This is a genomic window from Streptomyces albiaxialis (assembly GCF_039530985.1).
In the GTDB taxonomy this organism is placed as follows: domain Bacteria; phylum Actinomycetota; class Actinomycetes; order Streptomycetales; family Streptomycetaceae; genus Streptomyces; species Streptomyces albiaxialis.
Genome location: NZ_BAAAPE010000001.1, coordinates 924,971 through 941,761, shown reverse-complemented (window position 1 = coordinate 941,761; position 16,791 = coordinate 924,971). Strand labels below are relative to the sequence as shown.

At 73.1% G+C, this 16,791-nt stretch carries 14 protein-coding genes and 2 tRNA genes; 7 read left to right on the top strand and 9 right to left on the bottom strand.

Features of this window, described 5'->3' with window-relative positions; all coding sequences use genetic code 11:
- Nucleotides 1-9: 9 nt before the first annotated feature.
- Nucleotides 10-3,894, bottom strand: a complete 3,885-nt coding sequence (locus ABD343_RS04115; RefSeq protein ID WP_344524006.1) for a response regulator — start codon at nucleotides 3,892-3,894, stop codon at nucleotides 10-12.
- 363 nt (nucleotides 3,895-4,257) lie between these two features.
- Nucleotides 4,258-4,707 (bottom strand): SSI family serine proteinase inhibitor, encoded by a 450-nt coding sequence (locus ABD343_RS04110; RefSeq protein WP_344524004.1) that lies wholly within the window; start codon nucleotides 4,705-4,707, stop codon nucleotides 4,258-4,260.
- Between the two features lie 229 nt (nucleotides 4,708-4,936).
- Here ABD343_RS04110 and ABD343_RS04105 point away from each other — a divergent pair.
- Nucleotides 4,937-5,028: transfer RNA gene (locus ABD343_RS04105), tRNA-Ser, on the top strand.
- A 147-nt stretch (nucleotides 5,029-5,175) separates the two neighbouring features.
- A tRNA-Arg gene (locus ABD343_RS04100) sits at nucleotides 5,176-5,248 on the top strand.
- Between the two features lie 80 nt (nucleotides 5,249-5,328).
- On the opposite strand, the gene ABD343_RS04095 is transcribed toward ABD343_RS04100, so the two are convergent.
- Both ABD343_RS04095 and ABD343_RS04090 read right to left on the bottom strand, forming a co-directional pair.
- On the bottom strand, nucleotides 5,329-5,877 hold the full coding sequence (locus ABD343_RS04095) for a TlpA family protein disulfide reductase (protein WP_344524002.1): 549 nt from the start codon (nucleotides 5,875-5,877) through the stop codon (nucleotides 5,329-5,331).
- The gene (locus tag ABD343_RS04090) at nucleotides 5,877-6,422 is read right to left on the bottom strand and encodes a MauE/DoxX family redox-associated membrane protein (protein ID WP_344524000.1); all 546 of its coding nucleotides are present in this window, start codon (nucleotides 6,420-6,422) and stop codon (nucleotides 5,877-5,879) included. The genes ABD343_RS04095 and ABD343_RS04090 overlap by 1 nt, the downstream gene beginning before the upstream one ends.
- A 224-nt stretch (nucleotides 6,423-6,646) precedes the next feature.
- Between ABD343_RS04090 and ABD343_RS04085 the strand changes: the two genes are divergently transcribed.
- From ABD343_RS04085 to ABD343_RS04070, 4 genes are all read left to right on the top strand, one after another.
- On the top strand, nucleotides 6,647-6,796 hold the full coding sequence (locus ABD343_RS04085; RefSeq protein ID WP_344523998.1) for a hypothetical protein: 150 nt from the start codon (nucleotides 6,647-6,649) through the stop codon (nucleotides 6,794-6,796).
- Between the two features lie 163 nt (nucleotides 6,797-6,959).
- A complete protein-coding gene (locus tag ABD343_RS04080; protein ID WP_344523996.1) occupies nucleotides 6,960-8,867 on the top strand; it encodes an ABC transporter ATP-binding protein in 1,908 nt (635 codons plus the stop codon).
- Nucleotides 8,864-9,325, top strand: coding sequence for a S26 family signal peptidase (locus ABD343_RS04075; RefSeq protein WP_344523994.1), 462 nt, complete (start codon nucleotides 8,864-8,866; stop codon nucleotides 9,323-9,325). Before ABD343_RS04080 ends, ABD343_RS04075 begins: the two co-directional genes overlap by 4 nt.
- Before the next feature lie 179 nt (nucleotides 9,326-9,504).
- Nucleotides 9,505-10,311 (top strand): TetR/AcrR family transcriptional regulator, encoded by an 807-nt coding sequence (locus tag ABD343_RS04070; RefSeq protein WP_344523992.1) that lies wholly within the window; start codon nucleotides 9,505-9,507, stop codon nucleotides 10,309-10,311.
- Here ABD343_RS04070 and ABD343_RS04065 read toward each other — a convergent pair.
- From ABD343_RS04065 to ABD343_RS04055, 3 genes are all read right to left on the bottom strand, one after another.
- Nucleotides 10,256-11,089, bottom strand: coding sequence for a YceI family protein (locus tag ABD343_RS04065; RefSeq protein ID WP_344523990.1), 834 nt, complete (start codon nucleotides 11,087-11,089; stop codon nucleotides 10,256-10,258). The two genes, ABD343_RS04070 and ABD343_RS04065, sit on opposite strands and share 56 nt — an antisense overlap.
- Before the next feature lie 207 nt (nucleotides 11,090-11,296).
- Complete coding sequence (locus ABD343_RS04060) at nucleotides 11,297-13,774, bottom strand: MFS transporter (protein ID WP_486387845.1); 2,478 nt, start codon at nucleotides 13,772-13,774, stop codon at nucleotides 11,297-11,299.
- Between the two features lie 156 nt (nucleotides 13,775-13,930).
- Nucleotides 13,931-14,419, bottom strand: coding sequence for a MarR family winged helix-turn-helix transcriptional regulator (locus ABD343_RS04055; RefSeq protein ID WP_344523986.1), 489 nt, complete (start codon nucleotides 14,417-14,419; stop codon nucleotides 13,931-13,933).
- Nucleotides 14,420-14,689: 270 nt separating this feature from the next.
- On the opposite strand from ABD343_RS04055, the gene ABD343_RS04050 reads away from it, so the two are divergent.
- Complete coding sequence (locus ABD343_RS04050; RefSeq protein WP_344523984.1) at nucleotides 14,690-14,902, top strand: hypothetical protein; 213 nt, start codon at nucleotides 14,690-14,692, stop codon at nucleotides 14,900-14,902.
- A gap of 26 nt (nucleotides 14,903-14,928) precedes the next feature.
- Here the strand turns inward: ABD343_RS04050 and ABD343_RS04045 are convergent, their stop codons facing one another.
- Together ABD343_RS04045 and ABD343_RS04040 are read right to left on the bottom strand one after the other, a co-directional pair.
- Nucleotides 14,929-15,672, bottom strand: a complete 744-nt coding sequence (locus tag ABD343_RS04045) for a hypothetical protein (RefSeq protein WP_344523982.1) — start codon at nucleotides 15,670-15,672, stop codon at nucleotides 14,929-14,931.
- A gap of 71 nt (nucleotides 15,673-15,743) precedes the next feature.
- On the bottom strand, nucleotides 15,744-16,712 hold the full coding sequence (locus ABD343_RS04040) for an RNA polymerase sigma factor SigF (protein WP_344523980.1): 969 nt from the start codon (nucleotides 16,710-16,712) through the stop codon (nucleotides 15,744-15,746).
- Nucleotides 16,713-16,791 lie beyond the last annotated feature (79 nt).

Sequence of the window (16,791 nt, the reverse complement as noted above, 5' to 3'; positions counted from 1 at the left end):
GTACGGCCGTCAGCTCGCGCCGATCTTCGTGAGGAGGTCGACGATCCGGGACTGCACCTCCGTGTTCGTCGACCTCTCCGCGAGGAAGAGCACCGTCTCGCCCGAAGCGAGCCGGGGCAGCTCGGCCGGGTCCATGTCGGCCGAGGTGTAGACGACGAAGGGCGTGCGGTTCAGCAGCCCGTTCACGCGCAGCCAGTCGATGATCCCGGCGCGGCGGCGGCGCACCTGCATCAGGTCCATCACGACCAGGTTCGGCCGGACCTGCGCGGCGACGTTCACCGCGTCCGAGTCCGTCGGGGCGTGCGCGACCTGCATCCCGCGCCGCTCCAGCGTCGCCGCGAACGCGCCCGCGATGGCCTCGTGCTCCTCCACCAGCAGCACCCGCGGCGGATGCTGCTCGCTGTCGCGCGGGGCCAGCGCCTTGAGCAGCACGGCCGGGTCCGCGCCGTACGCCGCCTCGCGCGTCGCCTGCCCGAGCCCCGCCGTGACCAGCACCGGCACCTCGGCCGCCACCGCGGCCGTACGGAGCGACTGGAGCGCCGTCCTGGTGATCGGGCCCGTCAGCGGGTCGACGAACAGCGCGGCCGGATACGCCGCGATCTGCGCGTCCACCTCCTCACGCGAGTGCACCAGCACGGGGCGGTAGCCGCGGTCGGACAGGGCCTGCTGCGTGGAGACGTCCGGCTCCGGCCAGACGAGCAGCCGACGCGGGTTGTCGAGCGGCTCGGGCGGCAGTTCGTCGTCGACCGCCTGGGGCGGCAGCGACAGGCCGCGCCCGTCGGTCATCTCGACCGGACTGTCGGGCCCGTCCAGGGGCTCGGGCCCCTCGGTCACGGAACCGCCGGGCGTGCCGATGGAGCCGATGCTGAACTCGCGCGGCGAGGTCGGCAGCCCGCCGCCCTGCTGCTGCTCGTGGGGCATCGGCATGGGTCCGGGCCCGGCCTGGGGGGCCGGAGCGGTCCCGTTGTCGCCCTCGCTCTTCTCCTGCGGGGTCCCCAGCTTCCGCCGACGGCCCGAACCGGGCGCGGGGAGGGGCGTGGAGGGCGTGGACGGTATGGCGGGCGCCGGTGAGGGCGCGGAGGGCGCCTGGCCGTGCCACTGCTGCGCCGCCTGCTCGGCGACGCGCTGGCTGAACGGCATCCCCTGCCCGAGGGTACGTACGCGCGGGCCCTGGTCGTCCCCGTACGAGGGCGGCGCGGTCCGCTCGGGCATGGGCAGGCCCTGCGGCTGCGACGAGGGCTGCTGCGGGAACGGACCGCCGCCCAGGATGGGGCTCGCCGCGACGACCGTGTGCTCGACGGCCTGCGGCGCGGCCTCCTGCGCGGCCTCATCGGCCTGCGCGGGCAACGCGGCCTGGTCGGCGGTGGGCTCGACGGGGGCGGCGGGCGGGGCGGGCTCGGTGGGGACGGCCACGGCCGCCCCCTCGGCGTCGTCCGCGCTGGTGGGAGCGGGCGGCAGCGCGAACGGGGCGTGCTGCGGGCCCTGCTGCGCCTCCGCCTGCGCCCGCGCACGCGCCTGCGCCGCCGCGATACGCCGCGCGCGGCGCCCGCCGCTCGCGGGCACCTCCAACGCGCTTCCGGGCGCTTCGGGTGCCCCGGCCGTTCCGGGCGCGAGCTGCTCGCCCTCGCCGATGCTCTGCCCGGCGGCGCCGGGGTCGGTCTCCTGGACGCCGGACACGCCCTCGGCCTGGGCCGTCTCGACGGCACGGCCACGTGCGCGCCGGCCCGTACCGGGCTGCACCTGGAGGGCCTGGGCCTGCTGAGCCTGCTGGGTCTCCTCCGGCTGCTGCTGCGCGTGCCCCTGGGCGGGAATCGCGTGCCCCGGCGTGTCGCCCGTGGCCTCGCCCGTACTCGCGCCCGCGGGGAGCGGCATCGGCTGACGGCTCTGGTTCTCGGTGGGGTCGGCGAGGGCGCGGCGGGCGCGCCGTCCCGAACCCTGCGCGGGCACGGGCGCGTTCGCGCCCTCGCTCCCGCCCGGGCTCCCGCCCGGGGGCAGCGCGATGGCGCCGCCGCGCGTCGCGGCCTGCTCCAGCGCCGCCGCCTGCTCGTGCTGCTCCTCGGCGGGGCTCGGGCGCCCGCGGCGCCGCCCGGTCGGCCGCGGTACGGCCTCGACGCCGCCGCCACCGGTCTCCGGACCCGGAACCGGACCCGGAATCTGACCCTGCGCCTCCGGCACCGGGGAGCCTTGCGGCTGCTCCTGCGGCTGCTCCTGCGCGGGCTGTGCCGGGATCATCGGGGCGGCCGGCCCCGGCGCGGACCCCGGCGCCTGCTCCGTGCCGCGCGCCGGTTCGGCGGGGACGGGCATGACCGTCGTCTCGCCGGTCGCCTTCCCCCGCCCGTTCGTGGCGTGACCGGCGCCCGTACCGCCCGTACCGGACGTACCACCCGTACCGCCCGTGGAAGCGACGGGCACCTCCAGTACGTACGCGCTGCCCCCGGCGGCCCCCGGCACCTCGTGGGTCTGGAGCACGCCGCCGTGGCGCCGCACGATGCCGCGGACGATCGGCTCGTGGACGGGGCTGCCGCCGCTGTGCGGGCCGCGCACCTCGATCCGTACGACATCGCCGCGCTGGGCCGCCGCCACCACGATCGTGGGGTCCACGCCGGGCGGCGGGGCGACCGCCGACTGGCCCGTGGCGTCGACGCCCGCGACGTCGGCGATCAGGTGCGCCAGCGCCGTCGCCATCCGCTCCGGGTCGACCTCGGCCTCTATCGGCGGCGCGTGCACCGCGAACTGCGCCCGTCCCGGACCGATCAGCTCGACCGCGCCCTCGACGCCCGCCGACACCACGCCGTCGAGCGCGACCAGCTCGGTCGCGAGCTTGTCCTGCCCGGCGTCCAGGCGCTGGAAGCCCAGCACGTTGTCCACCAGGGTCGTCATCCGGGCGTATCCGGCGGCGAGGTGGTGCAGCACCTGGTTGGCCTCGGGCCAGAGCTGACCCGCCGGGTCGGCGGCGAGCCCGGACAGGTCGCCGCGCAACTGCTCCAGCGGCCCGCGCAGCGCCTCGCCGAGCAGGGCCCGGAGCTGCCGGTGCCGGGCGACCACGGTCTCGTACGGGCGGCGGTCGGTGAAGGCCAGCACCGCGCCGACCAGTTGCTCCCCGTCGCGCACCGGGGCCGTCGTCATGTCCACGGACACCGCGGTGCCGTCCTTCGTCCACAGCACCTGCCCGGCCCGCACCCGGTGCTTGCGCCCGGAGCGCAGCGTGTCGGCGAGCGGCGTCTCCTCGTACGCGAGGGGCGTGCCGTCCGGGCGCGAGTGGTGGACGAGGGGGTGGAGCGGCTGGCCGCCGAGGTCGCTGGCGCGGTAGCCCAGTATCTGCGCGGCCGCCGGGTTGACGAGCACGACGCGGCCCTCGGCGTCGACACCGACGACGCCCTCGGAGGCGGCGCGCAGGATCATCTCCGTCTGCCGCTGCTGGCGCCCCAGCTCCGCCTCGGTGTCGAGCGTCCCGGTGAGGTCGCGGACGACGAGCATCAGCAGCTCGTCCCCCGTGTACCCGGGGCCCCCGCCGTGGTCGGCGAACGCGGCCTCGAACGCGGAGGCGTACGGCGTCCGCCCGTCCTCCAGGTTGGCGCTGGTCACCTCGACCGGGAACTCGGTGCCGTCCGTGCGCCGCGCGACCATGCGCGTCGGCTTCGTACGCCCCTGCGCCTGCGCGGCCATCTCGTCCGGCCGCCGCATCGAACCCGGGATCCGCTTGGAGTCGAACTCCGGCAGCAGGTCGAGCAGCCCGCGCCCGACGAGCGCCGTGCCCGGGGTCTCGAAGGCTTCGAGCGCGATGGCGTTCGCGTTCACCACCGTGCCGTTGCAGTTGACCAGGAGCAGCGCATCGGGCAGCGCGTCGAGTATGGCGGCGAGGCGAGCAGCGCCTCGGGATGGCCTGCTGCTCACGGCGACTCTTCCTCCCTGCTGACCCCACGGTGCGCGTGACTGTCCGCCCGTCGGGGGCCGGTCGGTCAGATCACGGCAGTCAGTCTGCCGCTCGCCCCGGGCGTGCCACTAGGGGGAGTCTACGGGCAGCGGTTGTGCGCGCGGCGGCGGATGTGGGGGAGGAACGTGAACCGGGGCGGGGAGAAAGCCCCCTCCTCGAAGCCCGCCGCCACGGCCTCGTACGGACGAGTAGGAACGAGTGCGAACGAGTACGGATGAGTTCTGACGGATGCGGAACGAATACGGAACGGAGCGGATGCGAGGTACGGGTGTGAGGTACGGACGTGACGTACGGGCGTACGGGGCGCGCGGCCGTACGTACGGCTAGGAAGCCCTGGGGAGCGCGGGAACGAGGGCGTCCCAGCGCTCGATCTCGCAGCCGTTGCTCCTCTTGAAGCGCGCGTCCACGGAACGGCCGCGCCAGACGCCGGTGACGTGGGCCGTCGCGGGACCGCCGTAGATCATCGTGCATCGCTCGGAGTGCGGCACCGGCGCGAACGGATCCCGTCCGCCCCTGCTCGCCTCGTCGAGCGCCGCGCACGCGCGTTCGGGTTCGGGGTGGTCCCCGCCCGCGGGCCGGCACCGCACGGTGTACGTACCGTCCGTCGCGTTGCCCCCGCTGTCCGTGACGGTGAAGGTCAGCTCGTCGGCCCCGCCGCGCGCGAGCGCGGCCGGGGCGGACAGCGCCTCCGCCAGCATGCCGAGCGCGGCGAGCGCGGTGGCGGCGGTGAGGGTGGTGGTGCTGGTGAGGTGACGGCGGCGGCGACGGCGCATGGGCACTCCCGGTTCGGGCGTCAGTACGGCAGGGGAACGGACCGAGGGGCAGCCACCCCTCTCTTCCGACTAACGCCCATATGCGCGGTTCGTTGCGCCCTCGCGCCCTCCCGCACAACGCCTTTGCCCAGCGGTCCCCGGACCGAGTACGGTAGGGGCCGATTGGAGACAGCCCGCGCGGCTGTGCCATCATCTGCACACACCTCGTGGCCACGGCCCGAGTGTGTCTGGAGGCTTCGCCTAGTCTGGTCTATGGCGCCGCACTGCTAATGCGGTTTCGGGGTAACCCCCTGATCGAGGGTTCAAATCCCTCAGCCTCCGCAGTCACCAGAGCCCCGGCCATCGGCCGGGGCTCTTGCGTTTTCGCAGGTCAGGCCGGGTATCCGAATCGGATTTCGCCTCGCGCCGCAGGTCATGTAATGTTGTTCCCGCAACGCGCCGCCCGGCCCGAAAGGCCGGAAAGCACAAGCGCTCGTAGCTTAACGGATAGAGCATCTGACTACGGATCAGAAGGTTGCAGGTTCGAATCCTGCCGAGCGCGCAGCAGGTGAGAGGGCCCCGGGTCATCCCGGGGCCCTCTTGCGTTGGAGCGTCAGGGGCCTCAGGCGGCGTCAGGAGGCGTCAGGCCGAGGTGAGGTTTTCCGCGGGGGTGGGGAGCTTCGCGGGGTCGTAGTGGCTCGTCGTCAGCGTGCCCGTGGCGTCCGTGAGGGCGAAGACCGGGTAGCCCTCGATGGCGAACGCCTTTTCCGTCGGGCCCTGGCCCTCCGTGTCCTCGATCACGACGTGGGAGAGGGAGCGGAGCGGCTCGGCCATCTCCAGGGCCTCGGTGGTGTCGCCGTGGACGAAGGTGACGACCGTACGGCCGAGGGCGCGGTGGCGTTCGGCGAGCTTCGCGTAGTGCGGGAGCTTCTCCTTGCAGGCGGGGCAGGACGTCGAGACGAAGCCGACGAGCGCGTTGCGCAGGGTCTCCGCCGAGACGCGGTCGCCGTCCAGCGTCTCTGCCTCGAACTCCGGTACGGCCGAGCCGTTCGGCAGCATCAGCGCCGGGGCGGAGGAGGCGGCCCCCGTCCCGCCTCCCGCCTTCAGTTTGCGGATGATCCCGAACGTCAGCAGCAGGTTCAGCAGGCACAGCACCGCCAGGATCACGACGGCTGCGGTCAGGAACGGCATCAGGTCTCCCGGGGTGTTGCGGGGGCGTCTGTCAGCAGGGCGGTCAGGGCGTCCAGCGAGACGACCAGCAGGCCGCCGACGAGGGCGGCGAAAGCGGCCGTGGCGATTCCGCCGGGGTGGGCGGGGAGTTCGGGCGCGCCGGAGAGGGACATGGGGACGCCCGCGGCCACGACCGCCAGCAGCGCCGCGTTGCGCGCGACGTGCCGGCGGCCGACCGGCGCGGTCGAGGAGCCGAAGCAGGCGCAGGACGTGCGCGTGCCGCGCCGGAGGGCGCCCGCGAGCGCGGCGGTGAGGACGAGGAGCAGCGCGCCGGAGAGCAGAAGGCCGGGCAGTCCGCCCGGCGGGACGAGGAGCAGCGGCGGAATGAGGCACTCCACCGCCACGACGGCCACCGCGACCGGGCGCAGAAACCGTGCGGGGGCGCCCATTCCGCGGGCGGCGGACTCGAATTCCCGGAAGGCGACGCGCCCGCGCAGCTTGCTCGCGGCGGAGACCACGAAGATCCCGCCCAGCAGAAGTCGGCAGGTCAGCAGCGCGTAGTCCATGGAATCCCCCGTGTGCCGCTCGGTGTCGGAGGAAATCTAACCCCGGAAACGGGTCGGGGGGAATGGCGGGCGGAAGCGGGCGGCGGGAAAAGCGGAGTTCTGAATTCCAGAACATTTCGACGAGAAGCGGAGTTCCCAAATCCCCTCTGGCGCGGGGGTGTTCGGCCACGTAGGGTTCCGGCTGTCCTGATCAGCCACCGAGGGGAGAACCCATGCTTGGCAAGTTGAGCGACAAGGTTCTGGGGCTCGTTCTGCGCGAGGAGCGCGCGGGTGCGTGTGTTCCGGAGCACGGCAACTACTGCTACTGCCGCAGCGGCAAGAAGTACTACATGAACTGCTACGGGATCTGCACCAAGAGCACCAAGGGCTGCTGATCCGGCAGTTCTGAAGGGCTCTCGGGTGAACCGCGGATATCGCCCGGGAGCCGTGCCGTTCGTGGCCATAGCCGTCGCCATGGCCGTCGCCACAGCCGTCGTCAATCCGCAGTCATAGCCGTTGTCGTCATACGGGCCGCCCACAGCGAAGGATTCCGGCACCGTGCCTGAAACAGTGCCCGAAACAGCGCCCGGAACCGTGCCCCGTTCCCGGCTGCGGCTGCGGGCCGCGCTGATCTGTGTGGCGCTCCAGTTCCAGGCCACCCGGGCGGGTGCGAGCGCGATGTTCGGCACCGCCGTGGCCGCCGGGCTGCTGCCCGCCTTCGGCGCGTGGCTCGGCAAGCTGCTCTTCGACGAGATCGGGCGCGGCGGCGACGCGGACACCGCGCGCGCCACCTATCTCGCCCTCTCCGTGGCGGCCGTCGGCGCGCTGACCGCCCTCCTCCAGCAGCTCGCCGGGTACCTCGACGAGGTCGTACGGCAGCGGCTCGTGGTGGCCGTCGAGGACCGGCTCTTCGCGCGCGTCAACGAGTTCCGGGGGCTGCGGTTCTTCGAGTCGCCCGCGTTCCACGACCGGCTGCGGCTGGCGCAGGAGGCGGCGCAGGACGCGCCGCACAACATCACCATGTTCAGCCAGCTCAGCGTCCAGGCCGTTGCCACCGTCTCCGGCTTCACCGGGGTGCTGCTCGCGGTGTGGCCGCCGATGGTGGGGCTGCTCTTCCTCTCCGGCGGCGCCGCGCTCGTCGCGCAGCTCTTCCAGGCCCGCCGCCAGGCCGAGGTCTCCGAGATCGTCTCGGGCAAGTACCGCCGCAGGCTGTTCTACCGGGGTCTGCTGACCGACCCCCGGGCCGCCAAGGAGATACGGCTCTTCGGGCTCGGCGGGTTCCTGCACTCCCGGCTCGTGACCGCGCTCGGCGACGCGACGGACGCCGAACTGCGCGTCGCGCGCCGGGGCACGCTCGTCCAGTCCGGCTTCGCGCTGCTGAACGCGGCCGTCACCGGGCTCGGCACGGTCATCGTCGCGACGGGCGCGGCGCAGGGGCGGTTCAGCGTCGGCGACGTGACCCTGTTCATCGCCGCGGCGGCCGGGATCCAGTCGACGTTCGGCGGGTTCGTGATGCAGGCCGGGATGGCGGTCGAGGGCATCCGGCTGTTCGGGCACTACCTCGACGTGATGGAACTGCCGGACGACCTCCGTACGGCAGCGGAAGAAAGTGACGGTTCCGCGCCCGTACGGCCCCTCGCGCGCGGCATCGAGCTGCGCGACGTCTGGTTCCGGTACGACGACTCGGGGCCGTGGGTGCTGCGTGGTGTCGACCTGACCGTGCCGGCGGGCGCGGCGGTCGGCCTGGTGGGCCGGAACGGCGCGGGGAAGAGCACGCTGGTCAAGCTGCTGTGCCGGTTCTACGACCCGGTGCGCGGCAGCATCCTGTGGGACGGCGTGGACCTGCGCGCCCTCGACGTCGAGGAGCTGCGCCGCCGTATCGGCGTGACGTTCCAGGACCACATGGCGTACGACCTCACGGCCCAGGAGAACATCGGCGTCGGCGATCTCCCGCGCCTGGAGGACCGCGAGGGAGTGCGCGCGGCGGCGCGCGAGGCCGAGATCGACGAGAAGCTGGCCGGCCTGCCCAGCGGCTACGACACGCTGCTCAGCCGGGTCCAGGTGGACGACTACGACGCCGCGCCCGGCGTCACCCTCTCCGGCGGTCAGTGGCAACGCGTCGCGCTGGCCCGCTCGTTGATGCGCCGCGACAGCGAACTGCTGATCCTCGACGAGCCCAGCTCGGCGCTGGACGCGCAGGCCGAGCACGACATCAACCGGACGCTGCGCGCGCACCGTGAGGGCAGGACCAGCCTCCTCGTCTCGCACCGGCTCAGCGCGCTGCGCGACGCGGACGTGATCGTCGTCCTGGAGGACGGCGCGGTCGTCGAGACGGGCACACACGACGCGCTCATGAGCGAACAGGGCCGCTACGCACACCTGTTCGCCGTCCAGGCGGCTGGCTACCAGGACGCGCGGGTGGGCGAGGCGTCACCGGTGAGCGAGGCGACGGCGGGGGAGCGGTGAGGCGCGGGCACGGGCACGGGCACGGGCGCCGCACGGTCCTCGCGGTGACCGCGGCGGTCCTCGTCATGGGGGCGAGGGCCGCCGCCCGCCGCCGACTCCGGCTGATCCGCGTCACGGGGACGAGCATGACGCCGACGTACGAGGACGGGGAACGGCTGCTCGTACGAACGGGCGCGCGCGTACGGGACGGTGACGTGGTCGTCTTCCGCAACCCGCTGGAGGAGCGGAGCCCGGACGGGCCGCGCTGGCTCGTGAAGCGGGCCACCGCGCTGCCGGGCGCGCCGGTGCCGCCCGAGGTGCTGCGCGCGGTCGGCGCACGCCCCGGTACGCGGGTGCCCCGGGGCCGCCTCGTCGTCCGGGGCGACGCCCAGAACACGCAGGATTCCCGGCACTTCGGCTACGTCCGCGCCGACGCCGTGCTCGGTGTGGCCGTACGTCCACGGCGCGCCCGCGCCTGAGGCGCGCCTCAACTCCCCGGACCTGCCCCGAACTTCTCGGAACTGCCCGGCTCGTGACGCATGCCGCGAGAGGGACGTATGCGACTTGGCACCCGCGCCCGACAGGCGTCCGTATAGCGGGACACGGTTTAGTATCGAAGGGGTTACGGGGCGGGCATCCCTCGAAGGAGCGGGCGCGTATGACGCAGGGCAGGGGCCGGGTCAGCGTGTGGCTGGAGAAGAGGCCCGCGGCGAAGAGACCCGGGGTGAAAAGGCGTTCGGGGTCGGGGAGCGACGCGCAGCCGGACGGGCTGGACCGCGAGCGGATCACGGCCACGGCGGTGCGGATCCTGGACGCGGACGGGCTGGCGCGGTTCTCGATGCGCCGCCTCGCCGCCGAGCTGGGCGTGACGGCCATGTCCGTGTACTGGTACGTGGACAGCAAGGAGGACCTGCTCGAACTCGCCCTGGACGCCGCGCAGGGCGAGTTGGAGGCGCCCGGCGGCGCGGGGGACTGGCGGCAGCAGCTCCGGGCCGTGGCCCACGACCGGCGCGCGCTCCTGCGCCGTCACCCGTGGGCGCCGGCGCTGATCGGCCGGTGCCTCGACATCGGCCCCCGCGCGAGGGCGTACGCGAGCGGCGTGCGCCTCCTTCTGCTGGACGCCGGGATTCCGGAGCGGCAGGCGGACGGGGCGCTCACCGCGCTGTTCTCGTTCGTGCACGGGCACGCGGCCGCCGAGACGGGGTGGGACGGCCGCTGCCGGGAGGCGGGGCTCAGCCCCGGGGAGTGCCGCCGTGCCCTGCGGGAGTCCTCCCCCGGCTCCGTCCCGGTGGTGGGGCAGCGGGACGGGGACGGGCTCGACGCGCGCGAGCGGGACTTCGCCGTCGCGCTCGACTGCGTGATCGAGGGCATCGGGGCGCTGGCGCCGACCGGGCCGGCGCACGCGGGGCTCAGCCGAACGGCAGTGACTCCCCCTGCACCGCCTGGATGTCCAGCTCGACCTTGAGGGTGGTGCCGATCGCGGCGATCCCGGCGGCGACGACCTGGTTGTAGTTCATCGCGAAGTCCGAGCGGCGCAGTTCGGCCGTCGCGCGGAACGAGGCGCGGACGCCGCCCCAGGGGTCGGGGCCGGTGCCGAGGTAGCTGAGGTCGAGGCCGACCTCGCGGACGACGCCGTGCATCGCCAGCTCGCCCTCGACCGTCCAGCGGTCGGGCCCGGCGGGCACGATGCCGGTGCTGCGGTACGTCAGCTCCGGGTACTCCTCGACGTTCAGGAAGTCCGCCGAGCGCAGGTGCTGGTCGCGCATCTCGTTGCCCGTGTCGATGCTCGCGGCCCGTATGACCGCCTCGACGCGGGACTTCTCCGGGTCCTGCGCGATCTCCACGCGCCCGCCGAACTCCGTGAACCGGCCGTGCACGCTGGTCATCCCCAGGTGCTGGGCGCTCGCGGCGATCGTCGAGTGCATCGGGTCGATGGTCCAGGCGCCCGGCGGCGGCAGTTCGACGCCGCCCTGCCGCGCGAGCACCAGCGTGCCCAGGTCGGCCCGGCCGGAGGCCGTGACCATCGCGGTGGAGGCCGCGGGGGCGTAGCCCACGGCGGTGGCGATGACCGTGTACGGGCCGGACGGCAGCGGCTCCGCGCTGCGTACCAGCCCCTCGTCGTCGGCCTCGGCGCGCAGCACCTGCGTCCCCGTCATGTCCGTGACGGTCAGCACGGCGTGCTGCACCGCCCATCCGTCCCGGGTGCGCACCCGTGCGCGTACGCCCGCTCCTGCGGCTGACATCCCTGTTCGCTCCTCAATAGCTCGCATACGGGGCCCCGGCCGCCGTGCCGGCGGGCCGTCCCCTGCCCGCCTCACGGCCGCGGCTGCCGGGGCCCTTCCCCGCCCCGGGCCGGACGCCGCGCGCTCCGCTCGATCCGCGCGCCGTCCGGAACCGGGGGGTCTACTCGCCCGGGCACCGGTGGTGTCCTTGGTGCCCGGGCGCCCGGGTCACTCGTCCGGGTGGTGCAGCTCGATGTCGTACGCGTCGACACCGGGGCCCGTGACGTGCAGGGCGTTGGCCATGGGCGGGTAGCCGCTCGCGATGACCGAGTAGTCGCCCGCGTCCAGGTCGGTGAAGGCGTACGCGCCGTCCTCACCGGTGGTGGATGTGGCGAGCACGTTGCCCGCGGCGTCCACGAGCGTGACCCGGGCGTCGGCCAGCGGCCTGCGGTCGGCCCCGGCACGCACGACACCCGACACCCGGGCGCCCGCGGCGAGTTCGACGTCCAGGCGGGTGATGCCCTGGCCCTGCACGTCGACCGGGATGGCCGTCGGGCGGAAGCCCGAGGCGTTGACGGCGACCGTGAAGGTGCCGGTCACCAGCTCGTCGAAGCGGAACTCGCCCTGCTCGCCGGTGAGTCCGGTGGCCAGGACCTCGCCGCGCACATCGGTGACGACGACCATCGCGCCCTGGACGGCCGCGCCGTCGACCGTGCTGCGCACCTGGCCCGCGAGGCCGCTGGTGCCGGAGAGCAGCAGGTCGTGGCTGAGCGGCTCGTCGCCGACGACGACCGTCGACGCCTGCGGCTGGTGGCCGTCGGCGGCGGCGATCAGCACGTACGAGCCGGCGCCGGGGGCGTCCAGTCCGTACGAGCCGTCCTCGCGGGTGACGGAGCGGCCCAACTGGCGCCCGCTGAGCGAGATCAGCGTGACGGCGGCGCGGGCGACGCCGACGCCCTCCGCGTTGCGGACGGTGCCGTGGATGCCGGAGCCCGAGGGAGCGGCAGGCGCGGCGGCCATGGCCGCGTACTCGCGGAGCTGCTGGGTCTGGGCCTGGGCCTGTGCCTGCTCCTGACCGTTGCCGTTGGCCTGCGGAGCCGGGGAGGCCTGGGAGGCGCCCACCGCGACCGGCTGCGGCGCGGTCCGCTCAACGGCGGGGACCTCGTCGGACGGAGTGGCGGCAGGGGCCTTGCCCTGCTCGATGCCGGACTGGGTCTTCAGCGGGACCTCCTTGATGAACAGCACGCAGATCAGCGCGACGAACGCGATCGGTGCCGCGTACAGGTAGATGTCGCCGATGCCGTGCCCGTACGCGCTCTCCACGACGGTCCTGACCGGCGCGGGCAGCTTGTCGAGGTCGGGCAGGGCGCTGCCGCCGCCGCCCGTCGCGCCGCCGCCCGGCTTCACGCCGATCTTGGCGAAGCCGTCCTCCATGTAGTGGGTGATGCGGTTCGAGAGCACGGCGCCGAGCGCCGAGACGCCGACCGCGCCGCCCAGGGAACGGAAGAAGTTGACCGTGGAGCTGGCGGCACCGAGGTCCTGCGGGGACACCTGGTTCTGGGTGGCGAGGACGAGGTTCTGCATCATCATGCCGACGCCCAGGCCGAGCAGGGCCATGAAGATCGCCATGTGCCAGTACTCGGTGTCGTACCGCAGCGTGCCCAGCAGGGCCATGCCCGCGGTCATCAGCACGCCGCCGGAGATGAGCCACGACTTCCACTTGCCCGTACGGCTGATGACCTGGCCGGAGACGGTGGTGGAGACGAAGAGGCCCGCGATCATCGGGATCGTCATGACGCCGGCCATCGTCGGCGACTTGCCGCGCGCGAGCTGGAAGTACTGGCTCAGGAAGACGGTCGCGCCGAACATCGCGATGCCGACGAAGAGCGAGCCGACCGAGGCCAGGGTGATGGTGCGGTTGCGGAACAGCCGCAGCGGGATGATCGGCTCCTTGGCCTTCGACTCGACGAGCACGAAGATCAGCCCGAGCACGATCGCTCCCGCGACCATGGTGTACGTCTGCCAGGACAGCCAGTCGTACTTGTCCCCGGCGAAGGTGACCCAGATCAGCAGCAGCGAGGCGGCCGCGGCGATGAAGAAGGCGCCGAGCCAGTCCACCTTGACGCCCTGGCGCTTCACGACGGGCAGGTGGAGGGTCTTCTGCAGAACGATCAGGGCGATGACGGCGAACGGGACGCCGACGTAGAAGCACCAGCGCCAGCCGAGCCAGCTCGTGTCGGTGATCACGCCGCCGAGCAGCGGCCCGCCGACGGTGGCGACGGCGAACGTGGCACCGAGGTAGCCGCTGTACCGCCCGCGCTCGCGCGGGGAGATCATCGCGGCCATGCAGATCTGGGCCAGGGCGGAGAGACCGCCCATGCCTATGCCCTGGGCCACGCGGAAGCTGATGAGCATGCCCGGGTTCTGGGAGAGCCCGGCGCCCGCCGAGGCGAGGACGAAGAGGATCAGCGCGCTCTGGACCAGCACCTTCTTGCTGGCGAGGTCGGCGAGCTTGCCCCAGAGGGGCGTGGAGGCGGTCATGGCCAGCAGCGAGGCCGTGACGACCCAGGTGTAGCTGCTCTGGCTGCCGTTCAGATCGGAAATGATCTTCGGCAGGGCCGTGGAGACGATCGTCGACGACAGGATGGCGACGAACATGCCGAGCAGCAGCCCGGAGAGCGCCTCCATGATCTGCCGGTGGGTCATCGGCGCCGCGTCGCCGGAGCCCGGGGGTGCGGACGCGGAAGCCGGGGTCGGTGCTGAGGCGGAGTGCGCGTGGCCGTGTGCCGCGTGCTTCGCTCCGCCCCCGGCCCCGTGTGCTCCCTGCGCCTGGGGGCGGGTGGTTGCCATTCGGCGTCCTTCTTACTCGGTCGTGCTCGTTACGGATGCGGTGGTGCTGGTCTCGTGGTGGGGGCCGCGAGCGCGGCAGTCCCCGAAGCTCGTGCGGAGCCGGTGGAGCAGCGCGCTGAGCTGGGCGACGTCGGTGTCGCTCCACTCGCTCAGATGCCGCTCCAGCGCCAGGGCCGTGCGCTCGGACAGGTCGTCCAGCAGGCTTTCGCCCGCCTCGCTGATCCGCAGCAGCCGTACGCGGCCGTCCTGCGGGTCGGGGTGGCGTTCGATCCAGCCGCGCTCCGCCACGTGTGCCACATGGCGGCTCATGACAGACATGTCGATGGCCATCAGCTCGGCCAGGCCGCTCGTCCGCATCTCCCCGTGCCTGCTCAGCAGCATCAGAACGGCCGCTGAGGCGGGGGGACAGTCGTGCGGAAGCTCGCGCGCCATTCCGCGCTTGACGGCACCGATGGCGCTGATCTGCCGGGCCAGCTCCTCGTACTGACTGCGTTCGGCCATCTGTACCCCATGAACTTGTTGCTTAGGGCAACCATAGAGTCGGTTAGTTGCTGCACGCAAGTTGATTTCGGGCATGCGAGGCAAACAATCAACAAAGGAAGCGTGTGCGGAACACCAAGTGGGGTCCCGGGCCGGACACCCCGCCGGGCCCCGCCGGACCCCCGAACCGGACCCCGAACCGGACCCCGGGCCGGGCCCCAAGTCGGGCCCCAAGTCGGGCCGCGAGCCCGGGCTGTAACGCGCGCGCACGGTTCGCTAGTGTCCTGCCCCATGGCTCACAACCCGCAGGCTCCGCAGGGTCCCGACGGTCACCAGGACCCGGCAGGCAGCACCCAGATGTTCCGCGCCTTCGTCGACGAGGGCGGCCCGCAGCAGCGCACGGCGGCGGTCCAGCCGCAGTCCGGTCCGCGGATCGGCATGATCGTCGGCATCGTCGCCGTCGTCGTGGTCCTCGCCGCCGTCGGATGGCTGGCCTTCGGCTGACGGCGCCCTGACCCACAAGACACCCCCTAGCGCCAGCCGCTGACCTTCACGTCCCGCGTCTCGACGTGCATGCCGAGCGGCACGCGCCACGCGTCGAGGCAGACCTTCCAGGTCTTCTCCTTCTTCTTCCCCGGCGCGATCGGCACGGGCAGCTTCCGGGTGCTCTCCCGGGTGGCCCAGTCGGTGCCCAGCGCGTCGATCACGTGCGTCCCGAAGGTGACGGTGCCGGAGTCCACGGGCCGCCCTCCGGCGTTCCGGAACGTCACGGTCACCTTCTCGCACCACCGGTCCTCCGCCTCCGCCCGCTCGGGCTTCCCGGTCTTGAGGAGGGCGGGCCCCTTCGGGGGCTCGGAACCGGATCCGGAGCCCGGCGGTGTGCCGGGGCTGTCGCCCCCGCTCGGCTCCGGGGCATCGGAAGAGCCGCTCGGTGCTCCCGTGCTGCCGCTCGGCCCGGGGCCGGGGGTGCCCGAGGCCCGGTTCGACGGCGAGGGGGACGGCGAGGAGGGTGAGGAGGGCGCCCCGCCCGTCTCCCGTGCCGTGCCGCGCTTCTCGGCGCGGTCCTGTCCCCGGCGCTTGTCCGCGGGCAAGGGGACGAGGGAGACCTCGTCCTTCGGGCGTTCGGCTGTTCCGGAGCGCTCCGTGCCGACCGCCACGTACCCGTCGTCCTGGCCCGCGCCGCAGCCCGTCAGCGCGGCGCCGCCGAGACAGACCAGAGCCGCCGAGGCGGCTGTCAGGCCGCCCCGGCGGCTCGTCGTATGAGTCCGTCGCATGCGCGCAGTGTTGCTGACGCTACGTCAGATGTGAAGCGTATCCCCCGCAATCAGTTCCGCCTCCTCCGCCGCTAGTCCTCGGCGATCAGACCCTCGCGGAGCTGGGCCAGGGTGCGGGTCAGCAGCCGGGAGACGTGCATCTGGGAGATGCCGACCTCCTCGCCGATCTGCGACTGCGTCATGTTCGCGAAGAAGCGCAGCATGATGATCTGGCGCTCACGCGGCGGGAGTTTGGCCAGCAGGGGCTTGAGCGACTCGCGGTACTCGACGCCTTCCAGCGCCGTGTCCTCGTACCCCAGCCGGTCGGCGAGCGAGCCCTCGCCGCCGTCGTCCTCCATGGAGGGGGAGTCGAGGGACGACGCCGTGTACGCGTTCCCCACGGCCAGGCCGTCGACCACGTCCTCCTCCGACACCCCGAGGCAGGTGGCGAGTTCGGTCACGGTCGGGGAGCGGTCGAGGGTCTGCGACAGCTCGTCGCTCGCCTTGGTGAGCGCGAGACGCAGCTCCTGGAGGCGGCGCGGGACGCGCACCGACCAGGAGGTGTCGCGGAAGAACCGCTTGATCTCGCCGACGACGGTCGGCATCGCGAACGTCGGGAATTCCACGCCCCGTTCGCAGTCGAAGCGGTCGATCGCCTTGATCAGGCCGATGGTGCCGACCTGGACGATGTCCTCCATCGGCTCGTTCCTGCTGCGGAAGCGGGCCGCCGCGTACCGCACCAGGGGCAGGTTCAGCTCGATGAGCGTGTCCCTGACGTACATCCGCTCCGCGCTGGGCGCTCCCTGGCCGCCCTCGGCCGCCGCCTTGTCGAGCGCCGCGAGGCGCAGGAAGAGCGAGCGGGAGAGCGTGCGGGTGTCGATCGCGTCACTGGAAGACGGCAGCGGGGACAGCGCGGAGGCGGCGGCACCGGCCAGTTCGGGGGTGCCTGGGGTCTCCGCGAGGTCGTGCGGCGCGGTCACGGGTGCCGGAGGCCCTGGCGGGGGTCCTCCCGCCGTCGTGTTCTCGGTGAGCACCTTTGAGCTGCCCAGTTCTACGGACATGCCACCCCCTTGAGGTCGCGGACGGGTCGCTGCGGCGCCACCGGGAGAGGGAAGCACCCTCCCCTGCCTACCGGAACCG

What these genes read in the sequence shown, in the direction of transcription:
- ABD343_RS04110 (WP_344524004.1), bottom strand. Translation starts at nt 4,707, where the DNA reads ATGCGCCGTCGCCGCCGCCGTCACCTCACCAGCACCACCACCCTCACC.
- ABD343_RS04095 (WP_344524002.1), bottom strand. Translation starts at nt 5,877, where the DNA reads ATGCCGTTCCTGACCGCAGCCGTCGTGATCCTGGCGGTGCTGTGCCTG.
- ABD343_RS04090 (WP_344524000.1), bottom strand. Translation starts at nt 6,422, where the DNA reads ATGGACTACGCGCTGCTGACCTGCCGACTTCTGCTGGGCGGGATCTTC.
- ABD343_RS04070 (WP_344523992.1), top strand. Translation starts at nt 9,505, where the DNA reads ATGACGCAGGGCAGGGGCCGGGTCAGCGTGTGGCTGGAGAAGAGGCCC.
- ABD343_RS04065 (WP_344523990.1), bottom strand. Translation starts at nt 11,089, where the DNA reads ATGTCAGCCGCAGGAGCGGGCGTACGCGCACGGGTGCGCACCCGGGAC.
- ABD343_RS04060 (WP_486387845.1), bottom strand. Translation starts at nt 13,774, where the DNA reads ATGACCCACCGGCAGATCATGGAGGCGCTCTCCGGGCTGCTGCTCGGC.
- ABD343_RS04055 (WP_344523986.1), bottom strand. Translation starts at nt 14,419, where the DNA reads ATGGCCGAACGCAGTCAGTACGAGGAGCTGGCCCGGCAGATCAGCGCC.
- ABD343_RS04050 (WP_344523984.1), top strand. Translation starts at nt 14,690, where the DNA reads ATGGCTCACAACCCGCAGGCTCCGCAGGGTCCCGACGGTCACCAGGAC.
- ABD343_RS04045 (WP_344523982.1), bottom strand. Translation starts at nt 15,672, where the DNA reads ATGCGACGGACTCATACGACGAGCCGCCGGGGCGGCCTGACAGCCGCC.
- ABD343_RS04040 (WP_344523980.1), bottom strand. Translation starts at nt 16,712, where the DNA reads ATGTCCGTAGAACTGGGCAGCTCAAAGGTGCTCACCGAGAACACGACG.